The sequence below is a fragment of the Burkholderia sp. Bp9090 genome (assembly GCF_003857985.1).
Classification (GTDB): domain Bacteria; phylum Pseudomonadota; class Gammaproteobacteria; order Burkholderiales; family Burkholderiaceae; genus Burkholderia.
This window is the reverse complement of record NZ_QTPV01000007.1, coordinates 176409-199586: the sequence shown is the minus strand read 5'-3', so window position 1 is coordinate 199586 and position 23178 is coordinate 176409. Positions and strand designations below refer to the sequence as shown.

Genomic DNA, 23178 nt, shown 5'->3' with positions numbered 1-23178 from the left:
ATGCAGCGCGCCGTCTTTCCTGTCGACGCTGTCATCCGCATCGCGCGATGCCGCTCACGCGGGCGGGCCGGCACCGTTCGCTTCGTGTGCGTGGCGGTGTTGGCATGCGTGGCGAGCATCGCGACGGTTCGGTGCGAGGCGGCGCTTTCCGTGATCGGAACCCGCTTCGTTTATCCGGGCGACGCGCGTTCGCTCGCGATACTCGCGCGCAACGGCGGGCCGGCACCCATCCTCGTGCAGGCCTGGCTGGACGATGGCGACGCGAACGCCGACCCGAGCCGCCTGCGTGTGCCGTTCGTCGTCGCGCCGCCGCTCGCAAGACTCGATCCGGCGCAGCCGTTGTCGATCCGCGTGCAGTCCATCGGCAGCGATCTCGCCCCGGATCGGGAATCGTGCTTCTGGATCAACCTGCTCGAAGTACCGCCGGCCGCGTCGGCGGGCGATCACATGCTGCGCATCGCGTACCGGCTCAGGATGAAGCTGCTGTATCGGCCGGCGGGTCTCGAGGGGGACTCCGAACACGCACCGAACCGGCTCGCCTGGACGCAGGGCGGCACGAAGGCGGCCTCGTCGATCGTCGCGATCAACCCCACCCCGTATTACGTGACCCTCACGCGCGTGACGTTGGATGGCGAATCCATCGGGCTTGCGAACGGCGCGGTGGATGTCGCGCCGTTCGGTCGCGCCGAGATCCCGGTCGGTGCGCAGGCCGCCGCGCATCCGGGCGAGGTCGTGTTCGACGCCGTCGACGACAGCGGCGCATCGCACGAGTACCGGGCGCGGCTCGCCGCCGCAGTGGGCGCCGGTACGTCAACGCTTGCAGTACCCGTCCTGCCGGGGGCATCGGCAGGGATTCAACTACTACAAGGAAAACGAAAGTGAACAGGACATACGCTTTGGTATGGAGCGCCGGGCAGGGCGCTTGGCAGGTGGCCGGCGAGCGGGCACGCCGGCGCGGCAAGTCCGCGGTGCGCAGGCACGTCGTCGCGTTGCTGGCACTGCTCGCAGGCGGCACGCTGGCGCCCGTGTACGCGCTGCCGGTGGGCGAGACGATCTTGTCCGGGAAGGCGGACTTTCTTCGCTACGACAACGGTCAGCAGATGTCGGTCAACCAGCATAGCGACAAACTGGTGACGAACTGGCAGTCGTTCAACATCGACAAAGGGCAGCGCGTCACGTTCAACCAGCCGTCCGTGACGTCGATCGCGCTGAACCGGGTCGTCGGGCAGGACGCCAGCGCGATCCTGGGCAACATCGACGCGAACGGCCGCGTGTTCCTCGTCAATCCGAACGGCATCCTGTTCGGCAAGGGGGCGCAGGTCAACGTGGGCGGGCTGGTTGCGACGACGCTGGACATCAAGGACGACGACTTCGAGGCCGGCCGCTACCGGTTTGCCGGCTCGTCGCCGAGCGAAGTGCTGAACGTCGGCAATCTCGTCGCGGGCGAAGGCGGCGCGATCGCGTTGCTCGGCGCGAAAGTGACGAACCGCGGTATCGTCCAGGCGCAGATGGGCACCGTCGCGCTGGGTGCGGGCAGCGACGTCACGTTGAATTTCGACGGTGGCAAGCTGCTCGGCGTGCAGATCGACAAGGGCATACTCGAGGCGCTGGTGAGCAACGAGCAGCTACTGAAGGCCGACGGCGGGCAGGTGCTGATGAGCGCGAAGGCGGCCGATGCGGTGCTGCGCACGGTGGTCAACAACCAGGGCACCATCGAGGCGAAGACGCTCAGGAACAAGGCCGGCCGGATCACGCTGGACGGTTACGATGCAGGCACCGTCAACGTCGCAGGCATGCTGAACGCCAGCGCGGCGACGCCGGGCAACGGCGGCACGATCGAGACGCGAGGCGCCGACGTGAAGGTGGCGCTCGGAGCGATGGTCGATACCCGTGCGACCAACGGGTATGGCGGTACCTGGCGCATCGCGTCGTCCGAGCTGAAGGTCAAGGCCGGCGCGAACCAGCCGGGTACGATCGTGGCCGACACGTTGGCCCGCAACCTTGCGACCACCCATGTCGAACTCGTCGCCGAACGCGGCGCGCTGTCGGTCGACGGGCCGGTGACCTGGGCCAGCGGCAACCGGCTGGGCCTTGCCAGCAAGCAGGGCAACGTCGCGATCAACGGCGCGTTGCGAGCCACGGGCGCGAACGCGCGCCTCGACATCGCATCCGGGCAGGGCGTGCAGATCGCGGCGCCGATTTCGCTGACGGGCGCGAATGCGCTGTTCACGCTGGACCATGTCGGCGGGTATTCGCTCGCCAACGGCGCGGCCGTGACGTTGTCGGGGCTCGGCGCGGGCTTCGAGTCGAATGGCCAGCGCTATACCGTGATCCAGACGCTCGGCCAGTTGCAGGCGGCCGGCTCGAATCTCGGCGGGCTGTATGTGCTCGGCAACGACATTGCCGGCTCGTACTACGGCAGCGCGTTCCAGACCATCGGCTCCGGCACGGCGTTCTACGGTACGTTCGATGGCCTCGGCAACACGATCAGCAACCTGACCATCTCGAGCAGCGGCCCGTATGCGGGCCTGTTCGGCCGCAACACCGGCACCATCGCCAATCTCAAGCTCAAGTCGCTGCGCGTCAGCGCGGCATCGGGGGTCGGGCCGGTCGCCATCGGCGGGTTGGTCGGCGAAAACGTCGGCAAGATCTCGAACGTGACGGCGACAGGCATGCAGGTGAGCGCGGGTGCCAATCGCAGCAATGCGCTGGGCGGGTTGGCCGGCATCAACCTCGGAGAGATCCGCGATACCTCGTTTGCCGGGTCGGTGACAGGTAACGGCATGTCGTATGCGGTGGGCGGACTGGTTGGCGAGAACGGCACGAATGGACCTGACAGCGTGCTGGCCGACAGCACGGCGAACGCGACCGTATCCGGCGGCGCGTCGAACCAGGCATCGATCGGCGGGCTCGTCGGCGTCAACCGGGGCGGCAGGATTCTCCGCTCATCGAGCCTCGGTTCCACGTCGGGAGCGAATCTTGCCGGCGTGAACGTCGGCGGGCTCGTGGGTGCGAACCTGCTCGGCGAGATCGACGGCGGATCGGCGTCGGGACGCGTGACCGGGGGATCGAGCGGCATGGCGGGCGGGCTCGTCGGGATCAATACCGGCACCGTTACCGATTCGATCGCCTCCGGCGTCGTCGACGGCCGATACGCACAGGGAACCGGCGGCTTCGTCGGGCTGAACCAGGGCATCGTGCGCAACAGCAAGGCGCTGGGCGCGGTGTCGAGCGCGTCGACCGGTGCGACGGGCGGTTTCGTCGGCATCAACGTGGGCATCGACTCGCTCATCGACATGGCGGAAGCGCATGGCGCGGTCTCGGGCGGGCAAGGCACCAACGGCGGTTTCGTCGGCAGTCACTTCGGCGGCCGGATTTCCCACGCGGTTGCGCGCGGCAAGACGACCGGCGGCAATTACAGCAAGACGGGCGGTTTTGTCGGCAGCAACGGGGCCGAACTGATGGACGTCGACGCGAGCGGCGACGTGTCGGCCGGAAGCTGGGCGTCGGTGGGCGGCTTCGCCGGCACCAACCTGTCGTCGGGCACGATTGCGACGGCGCAGGCGACCGGCAAGGTCCAGGGCGGCTCGTCGAGCACGGTCGGCGGGTTCGCGGGTGAAAACCTGGGCACGATGATCGACGTGTCCGCGTCGGGCGCGATCTGGGCTGGCTGCTATGCGACGCTCGGCGGTCTCGTGGGCCTGAACACGGGGCTGGTCGAGCGTTCGGCCGCCAGCGGCCGGATCAACGGATCGTCGGGTCAGACCTTCGGCGGTCTGGTGGGCATCAACCGGGGCACGTTCCGCAACAGCGGGACGTCGGGCGACGCGGCGCTGCAAAAGATCGCGGGGCTCAACCTCGGCGTGATCGAGTAATGCAGCCGGCGGCGGGCACGCACGCTGCCGGCGTGCGGCGCTCGCCGCCCAGTCAGTGAGAGACATCATGACAAGGATTCAGTGGCGCGGGCTCGGGCGAACTGCTCGGCGGATACTTCGGTTGGCGGTGGCCGGGTGCGCGGCGTCTGCCTGGGTAGCGCATGCCGCGGCGCCCGGCGCCTCAACGGCGCTCGATTGCACATTCAGCAACGTCGAGGCGACGCCGTGGCGACTCGTCACGCCGTTGACGAGCGCGACGCCGGTCGGCTCGGTCCTGTACCAGCGTACCGTTTCGTTGTTCGTTTCGTTCAACCACGGCGGCCCGGGCGCCGACGGCGCGCACGAACTGGTGAACGCCGGGCACTGGATGCCGGGCACCATGATTGCAGACGGTGTCGCGCAAACGAATGTCGACGGTATCGGCTTCAAGTGGGCTGGCGTATCCGGTGATGGCGTCGAACGAACGTTGCAGCAGAGTGGTTCTCCGATGGCCGTCGGGAAAACCGAAGTCATCGATCCGGCGGGTGGTGGAACCAAGGGCGATGTCCAGATCATGCGTTACCGGCAGTTCCTGGTACTCGGCAAGCCTGCGTCACAGTTGCCGGAAGGCAAGCTGGTCGTCCGGAATTTGCCGGGCAACCCGACCGTCGCGATCTATGCGGTCGATCTCCCGAAAGGCGCCGTATCGATCGGCGGCGACGTGACGGTGCCGGAACAGACCATCCCCCCCAATCGATGCAAGCAGAGGCGCACCTTTGTCGGCGTCGGCAACATCTGCATCGGCAGTGAATGCCAGATCACGGTGCCGAATCGCTGCGAGATCCAGTCGAACATGATCGTGCCGGTGACGCTCGGCAATTTCTCGATCAGCAATTTCCCCAGCCTGCACGCGACGTCGAAGCCCGTCGATTTCGATATCACGCTCAGTCAGTGCGCTGCCGCGGCGAAACCGTCGATCAGCTTCCGCGACAAGGCGGCCAAGCCTAACGCGGACCGCACGCTGCTGCAGTTGAGCGCACCGGCCAGTCAGAGGGTCGCACGAGGTTTCAACATCGTGATGACGAACGCGCTGACCGGTGAGCGGATAGCCTACGGCGAACCGGGCGCGGCCACCGAGTATCCGATGCGGCGCACCGGAGATATCGCGGTGATGCCGCTGCGCGCCCAGTACATCCGCACCGGCACGGATGGCGAACTGGCGCCCGGTTACGCCGGCGGCGGTGCGGAGTTTTCGTTTACGTTTCCATGAAAGCGCATATGGCATGACGCATCGCGGTGATGCGCGAACCATGCCTCATCACGAAACCCGCAGAGCAAAGCACCATTTGTTGGTTCGGATTCGCCGCACGCGCTGATACGTTAGCGGCTTCGCGACGGCACACTTCGTCTCGATGTTCTTCGAACCGGGCCGCCGCGCGATCCGCGGCGGCCTTCATAACAAATTCAGGTCGTGCTCATGAAATTCCACACTCTCGCTACGTGGCTCGTCGGGGTCGCGCTCATCACCGCAGGCACCGTCGCGCATGCGGACCGGCTCGAAGACATCAAGAAGGCCGGCGTGCTGCGCGTCGCGACGTTCGACAGCAACCCGCCGTTCGGCTATGTCGATGCGAAGAACAACCACATCGTCGGCCTCGACGTCGACTATGCGAAGGCGCTGGCCGACAAGCTCGGCGTGAAGCTGCAGCTGCAGCCGACCAATCCCGCGAACCGCATTCCGTTCCTGACCTCCGGCAAGGTCGACCTGGTGCTCGCGAACTTCACGATCACCGACGAGCGCGCGAAGCAGGTCGACTTCAGCATCCCGTATTTCTCGTCGGGCCAGCAGTTTCTCGCGAAGAAGGGCGTGCTGAAATCGGCCGACCAGCTGAACGGCTTGCGCGTCGGCGCGGACAAGGGCACGACGAACGAGATCACGCTGCGCGAGAAATTCCCGAAGGCGACGATCGTCGCGTACGACGACACGCCGTTCGCATTCGCCGCGCTGCGCGCCGGCAACGTGCAGGCGATCACGCAGGATGGGCCGAAGCTGATCGGCCTGCTCGCGAACGTGCCCGACAGGCAGAACTACGAGATCCCGGCATTCACGATCTCCAACGACTACATGGGCGTCGGCGTGCCGAAGGGCGAGACGCGCCTGCTCGGCTTCGTCAACGACACGCTCAAGGGGCTCGAGGCGAATGGCCGCGCGGGCCAGATCTACGACGCGTGGTTCGGTCCGACGACGAAGACGCCGCTCACGCGCATCTTCCGCATCGGCGACAAGACCTGAGTCGCATGCAGGACGCGCCGCGCTCCGCCACCGGTCGTGCCGGTGCGCGGGGATCGCGGCGTTTTTCGTTTCTCTTGATCGCTTGCTTCGCGCCCGCACCACCATGCTCGGCTTGGCTCCCAAATATCTGTCCTGGCTCTGGCAGGGCTTCCTGCTGACGCTCGGCCTTGCGGCCGCGTCGGCGCTCGCCGCGACGGTCGGCGGACTGCTGCTCGCCGTCATGCGGCATGCGCGCGGAACGGCGCCGCGCACGCTCGCGGCCGGCTATGTCGTCGCGTTCCGCAACACGCCGTTGCTCGTGCAGTTGCTGTTCTGGTATTTCGGCGTCGCGTCGTTGCTGCCCGACACATGGGTCGCATGGCTGAACGCGCGCCATCAGCTGAGCGCGGGCCCGTTCACGCTCGCATGGCCGTCGTTCGAGTTCGTCGCGGGCTGGTTCGGGTTGAGCGCGTACACGGCCGCGTTCGTCGCCGAGGAATGCGAAGCCGGGCTGCGCGGCGTGCGCCGTGCGCAGCATGATGCGGCCGCGGCGCTCGGCCTCACGCCGATGCAGTCGCTGCGCTACGTCGTGCTGCCGCAGGCCGTGCGCATCGCGCTGCCGCCGTTGTTCGGCCAATACATGAATCTCGTGAAGAACTCGTCGCTCGCGATGGCGATCGGTGTCGCCGAGCTGTCGTACGCGTCGCGGCAGGTCGAGACGGAGACGTTCAAGACCTTTGCCGCCTTCGGTGTCGCGACCGTGCTGTACGTCGCCGCGGTGGCCGCGATCGAGGCCGGTGCCTACGCGGCCACGCAATGGCGCGACCGGCTCGGGGCGGGGCGTTGACGATGGATCTCTCGCTGCTGCTCGACAACCTGCCGTACCTGCTCGTCGGCGCATTCCCGGATGGCCCGCTCGGCGGCGCCGCGCTGTCGCTCGTGCTGGCGATCGCGTCGGCCATCGCATCGGCGGTGCTGGGCGTGGCGCTCGGTGTCGCGATGGCGCTCGCGCGCGGCCCGCTGCGCGTGCTGCTGCTCGCGTTCATCGGCTTCTTTCGCGCGATTCCGGTGCTGATGCTGATCTTCTGGACGTACTTCCTGATGCCGATGCTGCTGCACATGGACGTGCCGGGGCTCGCGACGGTCGTGTGCGCGCTGGCGCTGATCGGCGGCGCGTATCTCGCGCATGCGGTGCATGCGGGCATCGTCGCGGCCGGCGACGGGCAGTGGCAGGCGGGGCTGTCGCTCGGGCTCACGCGCTGGCAGACCGTGCGCTACGTGCTGCTGCCGCAGGCGATCCGGATCATGACGCCGTCGTTCGTCAACCAGTGGGTCGCGCTCGTGAAGGACACGTCGCTCGCGTATATCGTCGGCGTGCCGGAACTGTCGTTCGTCGCGACGCAGGTGAACAACCGGCTGATGGTGTATCCGGCGCCGATCTTCCTGTTCGTCGCGGCGATTTATCTGGTGCTGTGCACGTCGCTCGACGGTGCGGCGCGCTGGTTGCTGTCGCGTCGTCCTCGCGCGGAGCGCATCGCGCGGGCTGCGGCTGAACGCACGGAACCGGTGCGGTGACGGCGTGCGCGCCGCGTGCGATGCATGCGGCGCGTTTCCGGTGATGAAGGTGAGAGCGTGCGGCTATCCGCAGCGGGCCGCGTCGTCTCCGAGCGAGCGGCGACGGGCGTGAAGGTCCTTCAGAACTTCGGTGCTTGAGAACTTCAGCACTTCAGCGCGTCAGCGTCAGGACGCGCTGTAGTGCGTATCGAACACCGAACGCAGCGTCGACGGACCGGTCGCGAAATCGCCCCACAGCGGGCCGTCGCTCTGCGCGAATGCAAACGGCGTCGTACTGATCGACGCGAGGCGGAAGCGCCATTGCGCCGCTTCCTGGCGGAACGCGGTGAGCTGCATGTCGGACAGCCCCGTCTGCGCGCTCGCGAGCGTGACGAGCGGATCGACCGGGTCGTTCGCGACGCGCACTTCGAAATGCAGGTGCGGACCGGTGGCCGCGCCGGTCATCCCGACCGAGCCGATGCGCTGGCCCTGCCTGACGGTTTCGCCGGTCTTCAGCCCGCGCGCGAACGCGGACAAATGCGCGTAGTAGGTCGAATAACCGTCCGCGTGATCGACGATCACGTAGTGGCCGTAACCGCCCGGATCGGTGCCGACGAACGACACGACGCCGTCGGCCGCCGCATTGACGGGCGTGCCTGACGGTGCGGCGAGATCGACGCCGGTATGGAATGCCATCGCCTGCGACAGCGGGTGGACGCGTTCGCCGAAGAACGAGCTGATCCGCGTCCACTTGACCGGCATCGTGAACGCGGCCGCTTCGAGCGGCGCACCGTCGAGCGTGTAGTACGCGCCGTGGTCGGCGCCCGGCGCGCGGAACCAGATCGCACCGAACGTGCGGCCCGCGACGCGCAGCTCGAGCGCGGTGAGGTGTGGCGTGCCGTTGTTGGTGTCGTACGCGATGCGGTAGTAGTCGCCGCGCTGCGCGCCGGCGCGCAGCGCGACCTTGCCGGTGACGAGATCGCCGAGCTGGATGCGCACTTCGGGCGGCACGTCGAGACGGTTCAGCGTATCGGACAGCGTGAGTTCGATGTCGCCCGCGCGCATCCCGTGCTGCTGCTCGGGCGGCGCGAGCTGGAACAGGCTCGTATAGCCGAGCATGTCGTTGCGGTGCGCGCTGAGCGGCGCGAACAGGCCCGGCTGCAGGTTGCGGTCGGGGCGTTCGTCGCGTTCGTTGCGCTCGCCGATCGTGCGCGCGAGTTCGCTCGTCACGAAATGCTGCGCGGTGGGAAACGGCGTGTCGGACAGCACGCGCTGCGGCAGCGCGGCCGTGCCCGAGTCGACGGCGCCCGGCAGTTGCGAGACGGCCGGCAGCGCGGCGGCGAGACCGAAGGCGGCGAGGGCGCCGAGCACGGCGGCCGGCACGAGCGCGCGCACGAGGCGCTGCGCGCGCCCGGGCGCGAAAGCATCAGGAATTGCGGCAGGCTTGACCAAAGGTGTCCACATCCAGGAAAAGCGGTTCAAAGAGGTGTGGGCGGGAACCATCGGCGGCAGATCCGTCGGGTGACGACGGGGCGGGCGACGGGCGTGCAACAAAACAGGCCCCGCCAGGGGCCTGTGTCGTTTCCGTTCGACCCAACTCGCGGGCAGGCCCGCTTCGAACGGCGGCGTGACGTTTCCGGGTCGAACCCGGTTTATCACGAAGACGCTAAAGAAAGATGACAGCGTCAGTCTACCGATGTTCCGCGAAACGTTAAAAATTTTAAAGAGGGTCGGCTCATTCGTTTCGCACTGCGGTAAATCGGGTTAAATCAGCATTTATTGCGCGGCTTTTCGTCAGACAGGAAATTTTTGCGCGCGCACGCGCAGCGCGGCGGATGTCCTGACCGCGTCGAAGCCGGCGTCGAGCATCGCTTCCGCGTCGTTCCACAGATTGCCGCGCAAGCGGTTGGTCCAGATCATCGATGCGAACACGCCTTCGAGCAGCGACACGAGATGGACGGCCGCGAGATGCACGTCGAGATCGGCGGCCAGTTCGCCGGCCGCGATCGCGCGGCGCAGCAGCGCCTTGGTGATGCGCAGCATCTGCAGCTCGAGCAGCATGCGGCGGCGCTGCAACGCGCCGTTCTCCTCGCTCTGCTCGCATTTCGTATAGAGGATCACGAGCACGCGCTGCATCGCGCCCGGCTCGCCGCATTGCCGCAGGTAATGCGATGCCGCGCGGCGCAGCGTGGCGAACGCGGGCAGGCTGTCGACCGCGTCGAACCCTTCCGACGTACGCGCGAATGCGCGGTCGCACATCGCGAGACACACTTCCATCTTGTTGCGGTAATGGCCGTACACGGCGCCCCGCGACATTCCGGCGGCCTCGGCGAGGTCCGCCATCGCGGTTTGCGCGACGCCTTTTTCGAGCAGCACGAGCTCGGCGGCGTCGAGGATCCGGTGCTTGATGGCGAGCGATTCTTCCCGGGTCTTGCGGGCCATGTCGTGAATTTCCTTACAGTTCGCTGTCGTTTTATTGAGACAGTATGGAGGCCGGATGACGACCGCCTGTATTTAATCAGTCGTGACTGATTATAATCGGCCACCCTGAGCCGCCGCATTGTATCGGCGGCGAACGATCCGAGGTCAGCACATGAATAACAAACGCTCCCTGGGGCGCCGCCTGCGGCTGGCGTCGTTCGCGCTCGCGGCCGTGCTGGCCGCGACCGGCTGCGGAAAGGGCGAACCGGACAAGGCGCCGGAGGCCATCCAGGACGCGACGGTCGTGACGGTGCGTCCGACGGCCGTGCCGATGACCGTCGAATTGCCGGGCCGGCTCGACGCATATCGGCAGGCGGAAGTGCGCGCGCGGGTCGCGGGCATCGTCACCGCGCGGACTTACGAGGAAGGCCAGGAAGTGAAGCAGGGCGCGGTGCTGTTCCGCATCGACCCCGCACCGCTGAAGGCCGCGCGCGACGCAGCGAGAGGGGCGCTCGCGAAGGCGCAGGCCGCCGCGCTCGCGGCGAGCGACAAGCGCCGCCGTTACGACGACCTGGTGCGCGACCGCGCAGTCAGCGAGCGCGATCACACCGAGGCCGTCGCGGGCGACACGCAGGCGAAGGCCGACGTCGCGTCCGCGCAGGCCGAGCTCGCCCGCGCGCAACTGCAGCTCGACTATGCGACCGTCACCGCGCCGATTTCCGGCCGCGCCCGGCGCGCGCTCGTGACCGAAGGCGCGCTCGTCGGCCAGGACCAGGCGACGCCGCTCACGACCGTCGAGCAGCTCGACCCGATCTACGTGAATTTCTCGCAGCCGGCGGCCGACGTCGACGCACTGCGCCGCGCGGTGAAGAGCGGGCGCGCGACGGGCATCGCGCAGCACGACGTCACGGTGACGCTGCTGCGCGCCGACGGCACCGCGTATCCGCTGAAGGGCAAGCTGCTGTTCAGCGATCTCGCGGTCGATCCGACCACCGATACCGTCGCGATGCGCGCGCTGTTCCCGAATCCCGAGCGCGAACTGCTGCCGGGCGCGTATGTGCGGATCGCGCTCGACGCGGCCGTCGACCAGCGCGCGATCCTCGTGCCGCGCGATGCGCTGCTGCGCACGGCCGATCGCACGTCGGTGCGCGTGGTCGGCGAGAACGGCAAGGTGAAGGACGTCGAAGTCGCCGCCGACCGGATGAGCGGCCGCGACTGGCGCATCACGCGCGGTCTCGCGGGCGGCGAGCGCGTGATCGTCGACAACGCCGCGCAGTTCGCGCCGGATACCACCGTCAAGCCCGTCGAGCAGGCCTCGCCGACGAAGGCCTCGTCGGCGAAGTCCGCATCACCGGCGGCCGCCCGTCAAACCTGACCGGTTCACATAGACCAACATGGCACGTTTCTTCATCGATCGCCCCGTCTTCGCGTGGGTGATCGCACTCTTCATCATGCTCGGCGGCGTGTTCGCGATTCGCGCGCTGCCCGTCGCGCAGTATCCGGACATCGCGCCGCCCGTCGTTAGCATCTATGCGACGTATCCGGGTGCGTCCGCGCAGGTCGTCGAGGAATCGGTGACCGCGCTGATCGAGCGCGAGATGAACGGCGCGCCGGGGCTGCTGTATACGTCCGCGACGAGCAGCGCCGGGATGGCGTCGCTCTACCTGACGTTCAAGCAGGGCGTCAACGCCGATCTCGCGGCCGTCGAAGTGCAGAACCGGCTGAAGACGGTCGAGGCGCGGCTGCCCGAACCCGTGCGGCGCGACGGCATCCAGGTCGAGAAGGCCGCGGACAACATCCAGCTCGTCGTGTCGCTGACGTCCGACGACGGCCGGATGAGCGACGTGCAGCTCGGCGAATACGCGTCGGCGAACGTCGTGCAGGCGCTGCGCCGCGTCGACGGCGTCGGCCGGGTGCAGTTCTGGGGCGCCGAATACGCGATGCGGATCTGGCCCGACCCGGTGAAGATGGCCGGGCACGGCCTCACCGCGTCGGACATCGCGTCGGCCGTGCGTGCGCACAACGCGCGCGTGACGGTCGGCGACATCGGCCGCAGCGCGGTGCCGGACAGCGCGCCGATCGCGGCGACGGTGTTCGCCGACGCGCCGCTGAAGACGCCGGCCGACTTCGGCGCGATCGCGCTGCGCACGCAGCCGGACGGCGCCGCGCTCTATCTGCGCGACGTCGCGCGCATCGAGTTCGGCGGCAACGACTACAACTATCCGTCGTACGTGAACGGCAAGGTCGCCACGGGCATGGGCATCAAGCTCGCGCCCGGCTCGAACGCGGTGGCCACCGAGCAGCGCGTGCGCGCGGCGATGGACGCGCTGTCCGCCTACTTCCCGCCGGGCGTGAAATACCAGATCCCGTACGAGACGTCGTCGTTCGTGCGCGTGTCGATGAACAAGGTCGTCACGACGCTCGTCGAGGCCGGCGTGCTGGTGTTCCTCGTGATGTTCCTGTTCATGCAGAACCTGCGCGCGACGCTGATCCCCACGCTCGTCGTGCCGGTCGCGCTCGCGGGCACGTTCGGCGTGATGCATGCGGCCGGCTTCTCGATCAACGTGCTGACGATGTTCGGGATGGTGCTCGCGATCGGCATCCTCGTCGACGATGCGATCGTCGTCGTCGAGAACGTCGAGCGACTGATGGTCGAGGAAGGGCTCGGGCCCTACGACGCGACCGTCAAGGCGATGCAGCAGATCAGCGGCGCGATCGTCGGCATCACGGTCGTGCTGACGTCGGTGTTCGTGCCGATGGCGTTCTTCGGCGGCGCGGTGGGCAACATCTACCGGCAGTTCGCGCTGGCGCTCGCGGTCTCGATCGGCTTCTCGGCGTTTCTCGCGCTGTCGCTGACGCCCGCGTTGTGCGCGACGCTGCTCAAGCCGGTGTCCGGCGACCATCACGAGAAGCGCGGTTTCTTCGGCGGTTTCAACCGCTTCGTCGCGCGCTCGACGCAGCGCTATGCGACGCGCGTCGGCGCGATGCTGAACAAGCCGCTGCGCTGGCTGGTCGTGTACGGTGCGCTGACCGCGGCGGCCGCGCTGATGCTCACGCAACTGCCGAGCGCGTTCCTGCCCGACGAGGACCAGGGCAACTTCATGGTGATGGTGATCCGGCCGCAGGGCACGCCGCTAGCGGAAACGATGCAGAGCGTGCGCGAGGTCGAATCGTACATTCGTCGCGACGAGCCGGCCGCGTACACGTTCGCGCTCGGCGGCTTCAACCTGTACGGCGAGGGGCCGAACGGCGGGATGATCTTCGTCACGCTGAAGAACTGGAAGGAGCGCAAGGCCGGGCGCGATCACGTGCAGGCGATCGTCGCGCGCATCAACGCGCGCTTCGCGGGCACGGCGAACACCACGGTGTTCGCGATGAACTCGCCGGCGCTGCCCGATCTCGGTTCGACGGGCGGCTTCGACTTCCGGCTGCAGAACCGCGGCGGGCTCGACCATGCGGCGTTCAGCGCCGCGCGCGAGCAACTGCTCGCAGCGGGCGGCAAGGATGCGGCGCTCACCGACCTGATGTTCGCCGGCACGCAGGACGCGCCGCAGCTCAAGCTCGACATCGATCGTGCCAAGGCGTCGGCGCTCGGCGTGTCGATGGACGAGATCAACACGACGCTCGCGGTGATGTTCGGCTCCGACTATATCGGCGACTTCATGCACGGCACGCAGGTGCGCCGCGTGATCGTGCAGGCCGACGGGCGGCACCGGCTCGATCCGGACGATGTGCAGAAGCTGCGCGTGCGCAACGCGCGCGGCGAGATGGTGCCGCTCGCGGCGTTCGCGACACTGCACTGGACGCTCGGGCCGCCGCAGCTCACGCGCTACAACGGCTATCCGTCGTTCACGATCAACGGCTCGGCCGCGCCGGGCCACAGCAGCGGCGAAGCGATGGCCGCGATCGAGCGGCTCGCCGCGAAACTGCCGGCCGGCATCGGCTACGCGTGGTCGGGGCAGTCGTTCGAGGAGCGGCTGTCGGGCGCACAGGCGCCGATGCTGTTCGCGCTGTCGGTGCTCGTCGTGTTTCTCGCGCTCGCGGCGCTGTACGAGAGCTGGTCGATCCCGTTCGCGGTGATGCTGGTCGTGCCGCTCGGCGTGATCGGCGCGGTGCTCGGCGTCACGCTGCGCGCGATGCCGAACGACATCTATTTCAAGGTGGGGCTGATCGCGACGATCGGGTTGTCCGCGAAGAACGCGATCCTGATCGTCGAAGTCGCGAAGGACCTGGTCGCGCAGCGCATGTCGCTCGTCGACGCGGCGCTCGAGGCCGCGCGCCTGCGGCTGCGGCCGATCGTGATGACGTCGCTCGCATTCGGCGTCGGCGTGCTGCCGCTCGCGTTCGCATCGGGCGCCGCGTCCGGCGCGCAGATGGCGATCGGCACCGGCGTGCTCGGCGGCGTGATCACGGCGACGGTGCTCGCGGTATTCCTCGTCCCGCTGTTTTTCGTGATCGTCGGCCGCCTGTTCGACGTCGGCCCGCGCCGGCGCGGCGGGTCGCGGCCGGCGACGATGGAGGGTGCGCAATGACGTTTCACCTGAAGGCGCGCGCGACGCCGCGGGCCCCGGTCGCGCTGGCCGCTGCACTCGCGTTCGCGCTCGCCGGCTGCTCGCTCGCGCCGCGCTACGAGCGGCCGGCGGCGCCGGTGCCGGCCAGCTATGCGCCGGTCGACGGCGGCACGCAGCCGGCGTCGGTCGCGGCGCCTGTCGATGCCGCGCGGCTCGACGACTGGCGCGCATATTTCACCGACCCGGCGCTGCAGGCCTGGATCGACGCGGCGCTCGCGAACAATCGCGACCTGCGGATCGCGGCCGGCCGGCTCGACGAAGCGCGCGCGCTATACGGCGTGCAGCGCGCGGACCGGATGCCGTCGCTCGACGCGAACCTCGGCTACGAGCGCACGCGCCAGTACGACCCGGTCGTGCGCGAGAGCGCGGTGAGCGGGCTGTATCGCGCCGGCGTGGGTATCAGCGCGTACGAGCTCGACCTGTTCGGCCGCGTGCGCAATCTGTCGGATGCGGCGCTCGCCGAGTATTTCGCGACGGCCGACGCGCAGCGCACGGTGCGCATCGGCGTGATTGCCGAAGTCGCCGGCGCGTACGTTTCCGAACGGTCGTTGCACGCGCAACTGGCGCTGGCGCAGCACACCCTCGACGCACGCGAGCGCATCGCCGCGCTCACGCAGCGCCGCTATGCGGCCGGCACGAGCGATGCGATCGAGCTGCGCTCGGCCGAGATGCTGGTCGCGTCCGCACGTGCGTCGCAGGCCGCGCTGCAGCGCGAACACGCGCAGTCGGTGCGCGCGCTGCAGTTGCTTGCCGGCGATTTCGCGCGCACGGTGCCGGCCGACGGCACCGCGCTCGACGCGCTCGCGATCGCGCCGGTGGCACCCGGCGCGCCGAGCGCGCTGCTCGAGCGGCGGCCGGACATCCGGCAGGCCGAGTCGCGGCTCAAGGCCGCGAACGCGCAGATCGGCGCCGCGCGTGCGGCGTTCTTCCCGCGCGTCGCGCTGACGACCGACTACGGCTCGGTCAGCGACGCGTTCTCGAGCCTGTTCGCGGGCGGCACGAGCGTGTGGACGTTCGCGCCGCGCATCACGCTGCCGATCTTCGCGGGCGGCCGCAATCGCGCGAATCTCGACGTCGCGACCGCGCGCAAGCACATCGCGGTCGCCGAATACGAGAAGACCGTGCAGACCGCGTTTCGCGAAGTGGCCGACGCGTTCGCCGCGCGTGACTGGATCGATCGCCAGCTTGCCGCGCAGCAGGACGTGTACGCGGCCGACGGCGCGCGGCTGAAGCTCGCCGAGCGTCGTTATGCGGGCGGCGTCGCGACGTATCTCGAACTGCTCGACGCGCAGCGCAGCACGTACGAGTCGGGACAGGAACTGATCCGGCTCAAGGAACTGAGGCTCGCGAATGCGATTGCGCTGTATCGCGCACTGGGCGGCGGCTGGACGCCGGCGTCAGCCGGGGAGGCCGCCGCGTGATTCGCTAGCCGTGCGGGTGGCGATCGCGCGTTGCGATGTGTCGTCGCCACCCCGGCCGGTGTGGCGTCCATCCGGCCATCGGCACCGATCGACGATGAACGCATCCGCGCGTCGTCGTCATCCACGTAGTTTCTCCCCGCTGTCGAGCTGAAGCGCGCCTTCAACCCGTCACGCATCCTGGCGACCGATCGCGTCGTCACACGGCCCCGAGCGTGCCGGACTTCCTCCTTTTTCGATTCCATCCAGGGCGCCGAAACGTCGCGTGCGCGTCGTCGCGCAGGTACGCCGAATGTCGAGACGGCGCACGGCATTACATGCGGCTTTTAATCCCGGGTTGACGATTCAATTGATTCTTGTATCGGGAATAATGACGGGTGACGAAATGTCGCGGTAAAACGTTTGTGCGGATTGCGCAATCGTTTGCGCGAGAAATCCGTAGCACCGAAAATCGGCTGTTAATTTCCTCTCAGTTGAAAATCGATGAATGCATTCGTTGCGGTCGGGCAACGATGGCAGGATCGGACAGAATTTTGGCATTTTTGATTGGTAATCCGTCGAAGCCATATCCAGCAAGGAGGGGCGGGGAATAAGCGATCCCAAAAAGGAAATGTCTTTAATTTTCAGTCTGTTCTAGAAAATCAAAAAGGACTGCGGATGAAAATATCGTGATTGAGAATTTCAAGGAAACAGTGGGTTTGAAAGTACGCAAGGCGAAGATTGTCATTTGCGATTTGACAATGCTTTACAGAATTCTTTCATTCATATCTCGATAATGCCGCCTCGTGACGGACGGAAGCCAACCACACGCTGCCTTTTGTATCCGCCACGTCGTCCATTCCCTTTGCAATTCTCACGGAAAACGTCATGAAAAAATCCCTCCTGGCCGCTGTCGCACTCGCAGCCCTGTCCACCTCGGCCTTCGCAGCCGGCACCGGCACGATCAACTTCACGGGCGAGATCGTCGCGGGCGCGTGCGGTATCGACTCGGGTTCGGTCAACCAGACCGTGAACCTCGGCAAGGTGCCGACCCACACGTTCAAGAAGGCCGGCGACAAGTCGGAGCCGGTCAAGTTCGACATCGTCCTGACCGACTGCGACACCAGCATCTCGAAGAACGCATTCTTCACGTTCACGGGTACGTCGAACGCGGCCCAGCCGAAGCTGCTCGCCACGATCGGCTCGGCAACCAACGTCGGCATCCGCGTACAGGGCGCAACGGGCGAAGACCTCGACAACGGCGTCGAACAGGCCGCTGCAACCCTGCTGCAGAACGGCAACAACACCGTGCGCTTCGCCGCACGCTACGAAGCGACGGCAGCCGACGTGACGCCGGGTACGGCCGACGGCGTCGCGAACTTCACGGTTCGCTACCAGTAAGCGGCCGTCACGGGGGAGGGGTGCGCGCACCCCTTCTCCTGCCTGTTTTCCTGCCCAGTTTTTCTCGGACTTCCGGTAGCACCGCGTGCGAATCAGACATTCCTTCCTTTGCGTCTCCGTGCTGGTGGTCGGCAGCCAGAGCCATGCGACGGAATTCAATTCGTCGTTCCTCGACATCGACGGCTCGAACAACGTCGACCTGTCGCAGTTCGCGCAGGCCGACTTCACGCTGCCGGGCGAATACATGCTCGACGTGCAGGTCAACGACCTGTTCTACGGGCTGCAGGCGATCCAGTTCATCGCGCTCGACCCGTCCGGTGCAGGCAAGCCGTGCCTGCCTCCGGAACTCGTCGCGCAGTTCGGGCTGAAGCCGTCGCTCGCGAAGGACCTGCCGCGCTTCCAGGGCGGTCGCTGCGTCGATCTCGGCGCGATCGAGGGCGCCACCGTGCGTTACCTGAAGAGCGACGGTCGGCTCAAGATCACGATTCCGCAGGCCGCGCTCGAATTCACCGATTCGAACTACCTGCCGCCGGAGCGCTGGTCCGAAGGGATTCCGGGCGCGATGCTCGACTATCGCGTGATCGCGAACACGAACCGCAACTTCGGTTCGGGCGGCGAGCAGACGAATTCGATCCAGGCCTACGGAACGATCGGGGCGAACTGGGACGCGTGGCGCTTTCGCGGCGACTACCAGGCGCAGTCGAACGCGGGCAGCAGCGCGTACGCGGATCGCACGTTCCGCTTCAGCCGGCTTTACGCATTTCGTGCGCTGCCGTCGATCCAGTCGACGGTGACGTTCGGCGACGACTACCTGAGTTCGGACATTTTCGACACGTTCGCGCTGACCGGCGCGTCGATCCGCAGCGACGACCGCATGCTGCCGCCTTCGCTGCGCGGCTATGCGCCGCTGATCGCGGGCGTCGCGCGCACCAACGCGACCGTGACCGTCTCGCAGGCGGGCCGCGTGCTGTACGTGACGCGCGTGTCGCCGGGCGCATTCGCGCTGCAGAACATCAACACGAGCGTGCAGGGCACACTCGACGTCGCGGTCGAGGAAGAAGACGGCAGCGTGCAGCGCTTCCAGGTGACGACGGCCGCCGTGCCGTTTCTCGCGCGCACCGGACAGCTGCGCTACAAGGCCGCGGTCGGCAAGCCGCGGCAGTTCGGTGGTGCCGGCATCACGCCGTTCTTCGGTTTCGGTGAAGCGGCGTACGGCCTGCCGCTGGATTTCACCGTGTACGGCGGCTTCATCGCCGCGTCGGGCTATACGTCGATCGCGCTCGGTGTCGGCCGCGATTTCGGCACGTTCGGCGCAGTCTCGGCCGACGTCACGCATGCGCGTGCGCGCCTGTGGTGGAACGGCGCGACGCGCAACGGCAACTCGTACCGGATCAACTATTCGAAGCATTTCGACACGCTCGATGCCGACGTGCGCTTTTTCGGCTATCGCTTTTCCGAGCGCGAATACACGAACTTCGCGCAGTTCTCGGGCGACCCGACCGCATACGGCCTCGCCAACAGCAAGCAGCGCTATTCGGCGACGCTGTCGAAGCGCTTCGGCGATACGTCGACCTATTTTTCGTACGACCAGACGACTTACTGGGCGCGCTCGTCCGAGCAGCGCATCGGCCTCACGCTGACGCGTGCGTTCTCGATCGGTGCGCTGCGCAACCTGAACGTCAGCCTGTCGGCGTTTCGTACGCAAAGCGCGGGCACGAGCGGCAACCAGTTCTCGGTGACCGCGACGCTGCCGATCGGCGGTCGTCACACGGTCACGTCGAACCTGACGACGGGCAACGGCAGCACGAGCGCGAACGCAGGCTACATCTACGACGATCCGGACGGCCGCACCTACCAGGTCAACGCGGGCGCGACCGACGGCCGCGCATCGGCGAACGCGAGTTTCCGCCAGCGCACGTCGACCTACCAGTTGACCGCACAGGCGTCGACGGTCGCGAACGCGTATGCGGCCGCGTCGCTCGAGGTCGACGGCTCGCTCGTCGCGACGCAGTACGGGCTCGCCGCACACGCGAACGGCAACGCGGGCGATACGCGCCTCCTGGTCTCGACCGACGGCGTGCGCGACGTGCCGCTGTCCGGCACGCTCACGCACACCGACTCGCGCGGCTATGCGGTGCTCGACGGGATCTCGCCGTACAACGTGTACGACGCGACCGTCAACGTCGAGAAGCTGCCGCTCGAGGTGCAGGTATCGAACCCGATCCAGCGCATGGTGCTGACCGACGGCGCGATCGGCTTCGTCAGGTTTTCGGCGGCGCGCGGCAGCAACCTGTACCTGACGCTGACCGACGCGGCCGGCAAGCCGCTGCCGTTCGGCGCATCGGTGCAGGACGCGGCGAACGGCAAGGAGCTCGGCATCGTCGGCGAGGGCGGCGCGGCGTTCCTGACCCAGGTTCAGCCGAAATCCGCGCTCGCGGTGCGCGCGGGCGAACGCACGCTGTGCACGGTGGACGTGCTGCCGAACCAGCTTCAACTCGAAGGCACGCCGATTCCGGTGACGTGCCAGGCATCCGGCGAGCCGCACGCAGCGGCCGCACGGGTCGAACGATGATTTCACGGATCCAGCGATGAACCACGTTTTCTCCCTTTCCTTCCTGCGACGCGCGTCGTGCATGCTGAGCGCGGCGAGCGCGCTGCTCGCCGGTGTCGCGCACGCGGCGATCGTCCCGGACCGCACCCGCGTGATTTTCAACGAAGGCGAACAGGCCGCGATCGTCACGATCACGAACAAGAGCACGACGTATCCGTATCTCGTGCAGTCGTGGCTCGAGGACGCGAAGGGCAACAAGATCGCGTCGCCGCTGATGGTCGTGCCGCCGCTGCAGCGCATCGAGGCGAACGAGCGCAACGTGCTGCGGATCGCGAAGCTGCCCGGTGCCGCGCTGCCGGCCGATCGCGAATCGGTGTTCTACCTGAACATCCGCGAAGTGCCGCCGAAGTCCGATATACCGAACACGCTGCAGATCGCGCTGCATACGCAGATGAAGCTGTTCTACCGGCCGAAGGCCGTGCAGCCCGCGCGCGACGAGGACTGGACGCTGCCGATGACGCTGCGGGTGGACCCGGCCGCGCACACGCTCGTGTTCGACAACCCGACGCCGTACCACGTGACGGTGGTGGAGGTGACGGCAGGCGCGCAGAAGACGCCGGTGCCGATCGAGCCGGTGATGGTGAGCCCGATGAGCACGGCCGGTGTGCCGTTCAAGGCCGCGACGCCGTCGACGCTGTTCGTCACGCATATCGACGATTACGGCGGCCAGGTGGCGGTCGAATACGCGTGCGATGCCGGTGCGTGCAAGAGCGTGAAGCGATGAGCGGCGGGATGCGCGAACGGCAACGGCCGGCAGCATGGCTGCGCTGGCTCGTGCTTGCGTTGCTGGTCGCGGCGGCGCAGCCGGCGTGGGCGCTGCGATGCCTGACGAACAGCGGCGCGACCTCGCTGACCGAGCCGATCGGCGGCGTGGCGTCGTATCCGACCGACGCGCCGGACGGCTACGTGATCTGGGTGTCGCCAGTCCGCACGACGTCGGGGTATTGCTACAAGGACCTCGGCGATGCCGACAGCCTGAAAGTCGTCGACAACATCTATTTCTACGCGAATCCGAATCGCACGAACCCGGCCGCGTGGGGGCTGGAGATCGGCATCCGCTACAAGGGCGTCGACTACTTCGACAAGACGAGCAATCGCGGCGGCGGGGTGTTTACCGGCTATGCGGTGCCGCCGTGCAGCAGGGAAGACTTCGATCACAGGCGTTGCGAGCAGACCCGCATCAGCATCGACTACCAGGTCGTCGTGCGCAAGAAGGGCAACTGGGTCCAGCCGCCGAGCGATATCTACACGGTGTTCCAGTTCGACGGCGAGTTCGGGCTGAATGCATTCGGCACGAGCTTCCAGTACCGCCTGAGCGGCCTGCGCAACCTCAAGCCGACGCCGTGCTTCGTCGACGTGCTCGTGACGCCCGAACCGGGCATCGTCAACTTCGGACAGGTGCAGGCGGTGGGTAACGGCTTCCTGCCCGCGGTGCCGCGCAAGCCGTTCTCGTTGTCGTTGTCCAAGAAGTGCAACGTCGCGGTGCGCGTCGACGGCTATTTCGAAACGAGCTATCCGCTGCAGAACGGCCTGCTGGTGCCGGCGAAGGACAGCAATTTCGGGATCGGCATCGAGGACAGCAAGGGCAACGCGATTCCGTTCAACCAGCAGTTCACGCTCGCGCAGTTTCCGTCGAACGTGATGAATCAAAGCGTGCGGATGGACGCGGTGCTGAAGTCGTTCGGGCCGCCGAAGATCGGGCGGTTCGATGCAACCGCAACGATCCGGCTGTTCATCTACTGACGCGCGCTGCGTGCGCGGCCGGACGCGCCGCGCGCGCCATGAAAGAAGCGCCGGCATGCCGGCGCTTCTTTGCGGCGCTCCCGACGCCGCGCCACACCCACCAGGCGCCGCGGGCCGTTTACGGTGCCATGCCAATTCCTTCCCGCGAAAAGCTTTCCCCACGCCACCGCTCCGCGGCAGCCATCCCGTCCGACAAAAACACGGATCCCGTCAATTAATCAGACAAATCCTGACGGTCTGCAGGGGCATTTCGTAATCGTATTGAGAATGATTTGCGTTTACGTTAAATTGCGCTATCTCGAAATCTGACGGAGCAGATCGATGGCAATGGCGGAAGTGCTCGAACGGCCGGCAGCCGCAGCGGCGAACCCGTTCCTCGGCAGTTGTCCGGACCTCCCGTCACGTCCCGCACCGCGGGCGCATCGCGGCGCGCAGCCGCGTGCGCAGGGCGCGCTGCTCGACGTGCTGATCGCCCATCGCGCGATGCTCGTCAACGTCGCGCGCGGCTTCGTCGGTTGTGCGAGCCGGGCCGAGGACGTCGTGCACGACGTGTTCGTGAAGCTCGTCGAATTCCCGAACCAGGACGCCGTGCGCCAGCCGGTCGCGTACGTGACGCGGATGGTGCGCAACGCGTCGATCGACGCGTGCCGCCGGCAAAGCCTCGAGAACGTCTATCACACGGAAGAGGACGACGGCTTCGACGTGCCGTCGCCGGAACCGACGCCCGAGGCCGCGCTGCTGACGCGCGACACGCTGCGTCGCGTATGGGCCGCGCTCGACGACCTGCCGGCGCGCAGCCGCGCGGCGTTCGAGATGGTGCGGCTGCGCGAGGAGACGCTGCAGACCGCGGCGCGCGCGCTGAACGTGTCGCAAACCCTCGTGCATTTCATGGTGCGCGACGCGGAGCGGCACTGCGCGGAATGCCTCGACGCATGCCATCGCGGCGTCGCGTGCCCGGTGTTTCTCGGCGGCCGCGCGCGGCGACGGTAAAAAAACGCGCCGGCCAATCGTCTTCAAGACAGGAGCGGCCGATTCAACGGTCCAACGATCCGACGGTCCGGTCACTTGCCGCTTCGCATCCTTCAACCGCTTCCCGTTTTTTCGATCATGACGCAAGCCACGACGCCTTCCGCCGATACCGACGACCTCGTCTACACGGTCGTCATCAACGACGAAGAACAGTATTCGATCTGGCCGACGTTCCGGCCCGTGCCGGCCGGCTGGCGCGAGGTCGGCGTGCGCGGCCCGAAAGCCGACTGCCTCGCGCACATCGAGACCGTCTGGACCGACATGCGCCCCGCGAGCCTGCGCCGCGCGATGGACGGCGAACGCGCGACGCGCACGTCGTGACCCG

Annotated in this window: 17 protein-coding genes; 15 read left to right on the top strand and 2 right to left on the bottom strand. The window is 67.2% G+C overall.

Annotation, left to right across the window (positions count from 1 at the left end; translation table 11 throughout):
- The 6 genes from DIE16_RS09915 to DIE16_RS09890 all read left to right on the top strand — a co-directional run bounded on the left by DIE16_RS09915 (position 1) and on the right by DIE16_RS09890 (position 7701).
- Entirely contained in the window at positions 1–882 is an 882-nt protein-coding gene (locus tag DIE16_RS09915) for a molecular chaperone (RefSeq protein WP_124892219.1), read from the top strand.
- Positions 879–3875: a GLUG motif-containing protein gene (locus tag DIE16_RS09910; RefSeq protein ID WP_124892218.1), complete on the top strand. Its 2997-nt coding sequence runs from the start codon at positions 879–881 to the stop codon at positions 3873–3875. The genes DIE16_RS09915 and DIE16_RS09910 overlap by 4 nt, the downstream gene beginning before the upstream one ends.
- Before the next feature lie 67 nt (positions 3876–3942).
- Entirely contained in the window at positions 3943–5124 is a 1182-nt protein-coding gene (locus DIE16_RS09905; RefSeq protein ID WP_124892217.1) for a fimbrial protein, read from the top strand.
- A 207-nt stretch (positions 5125–5331) separates the two neighbouring features.
- A complete protein-coding gene (locus DIE16_RS09900) occupies positions 5332–6147 on the top strand; it encodes an ABC transporter substrate-binding protein (protein ID WP_124892216.1) in 816 nt (271 codons plus the stop codon).
- A gap of 103 nt (positions 6148–6250) precedes the next feature.
- Positions 6251–6973 carry an amino acid ABC transporter permease gene (locus tag DIE16_RS09895; protein WP_124522206.1) on the top strand — a complete coding sequence of 241 codons (723 nt, stop codon included), beginning with the start codon at positions 6251–6253 and terminating at the stop codon, positions 6971–6973.
- Positions 6974–6975: 2 nt separating this feature from the next.
- Positions 6976–7701, top strand: coding sequence for an amino acid ABC transporter permease (locus DIE16_RS09890; protein ID WP_044843594.1), 726 nt, complete (start codon positions 6976–6978; stop codon positions 7699–7701).
- 165 nt (positions 7702–7866) lie between these two features.
- Here the strand turns inward: DIE16_RS09890 and DIE16_RS09885 are convergent, their stop codons facing one another.
- Complete coding sequence (locus DIE16_RS09885; RefSeq protein ID WP_124892215.1) at positions 7867–9144, bottom strand: M23 family metallopeptidase; 1278 nt, start codon at positions 9142–9144, stop codon at positions 7867–7869.
- A 330-nt stretch (positions 9145–9474) separates the two neighbouring features.
- Entirely contained in the window at positions 9475–10122 is a 648-nt protein-coding gene (locus DIE16_RS09880; RefSeq protein ID WP_124485531.1) for a TetR family transcriptional regulator, read from the bottom strand.
- A gap of 151 nt (positions 10123–10273) precedes the next feature.
- On the opposite strand from DIE16_RS09880, the gene DIE16_RS09875 reads away from it, so the two are divergent.
- The 9 genes from DIE16_RS09875 to DIE16_RS09835 all read left to right on the top strand — a co-directional run bounded on the left by DIE16_RS09875 (position 10274) and on the right by DIE16_RS09835 (position 23174).
- Positions 10274–11476 carry a MexX/AxyX family multidrug efflux RND transporter periplasmic adaptor subunit gene (locus tag DIE16_RS09875; RefSeq protein ID WP_124570464.1) on the top strand — a complete coding sequence of 401 codons (1203 nt, stop codon included), beginning with the start codon at positions 10274–10276 and terminating at the stop codon, positions 11474–11476.
- Between the two features lie 19 nt (positions 11477–11495).
- Positions 11496–14633 carry a multidrug efflux RND transporter permease subunit gene (locus DIE16_RS09870; RefSeq protein WP_124892214.1) on the top strand — a complete coding sequence of 1046 codons (3138 nt, stop codon included), beginning with the start codon at positions 11496–11498 and terminating at the stop codon, positions 14631–14633.
- Entirely contained in the window at positions 14630–16093 is a 1464-nt protein-coding gene (locus DIE16_RS09865) for an efflux transporter outer membrane subunit (RefSeq protein ID WP_124892213.1), read from the top strand. The genes DIE16_RS09870 and DIE16_RS09865 overlap by 4 nt, the downstream gene beginning before the upstream one ends.
- A gap of 864 nt (positions 16094–16957) precedes the next feature.
- Entirely contained in the window at positions 16958–17470 is a 513-nt protein-coding gene (locus DIE16_RS09860) for a fimbrial protein (protein WP_044843588.1), read from the top strand.
- A gap of 118 nt (positions 17471–17588) precedes the next feature.
- On the top strand, positions 17589–20042 hold the full coding sequence (locus tag DIE16_RS09855; RefSeq protein ID WP_124892229.1) for a fimbria/pilus outer membrane usher protein: 2454 nt from the start codon (positions 17589–17591) through the stop codon (positions 20040–20042).
- 16 nt (positions 20043–20058) lie between these two features.
- Positions 20059–20805 (top strand): molecular chaperone, encoded by a 747-nt coding sequence (locus tag DIE16_RS09850; RefSeq protein WP_124485527.1) that lies wholly within the window; start codon positions 20059–20061, stop codon positions 20803–20805.
- The gene (locus DIE16_RS09845) at positions 20802–21824 is read left to right on the top strand and encodes a fimbrial protein (protein ID WP_124892228.1); all 1023 of its coding nucleotides are present in this window, start codon (positions 20802–20804) and stop codon (positions 21822–21824) included. The genes DIE16_RS09850 and DIE16_RS09845 overlap by 4 nt, the downstream gene beginning before the upstream one ends.
- Positions 21825–22145: 321 nt before the next feature.
- Positions 22146–22814 carry an RNA polymerase factor sigma-70 gene (locus tag DIE16_RS09840; RefSeq protein WP_044843584.1) on the top strand — a complete coding sequence of 223 codons (669 nt, stop codon included), beginning with the start codon at positions 22146–22148 and terminating at the stop codon, positions 22812–22814.
- Between the two features lie 117 nt (positions 22815–22931).
- Positions 22932–23174: an MbtH family NRPS accessory protein gene (locus DIE16_RS09835; protein WP_044843583.1), complete on the top strand. Its 243-nt coding sequence runs from the start codon at positions 22932–22934 to the stop codon at positions 23172–23174.
- Positions 23175–23178 lie beyond the last annotated feature (4 nt).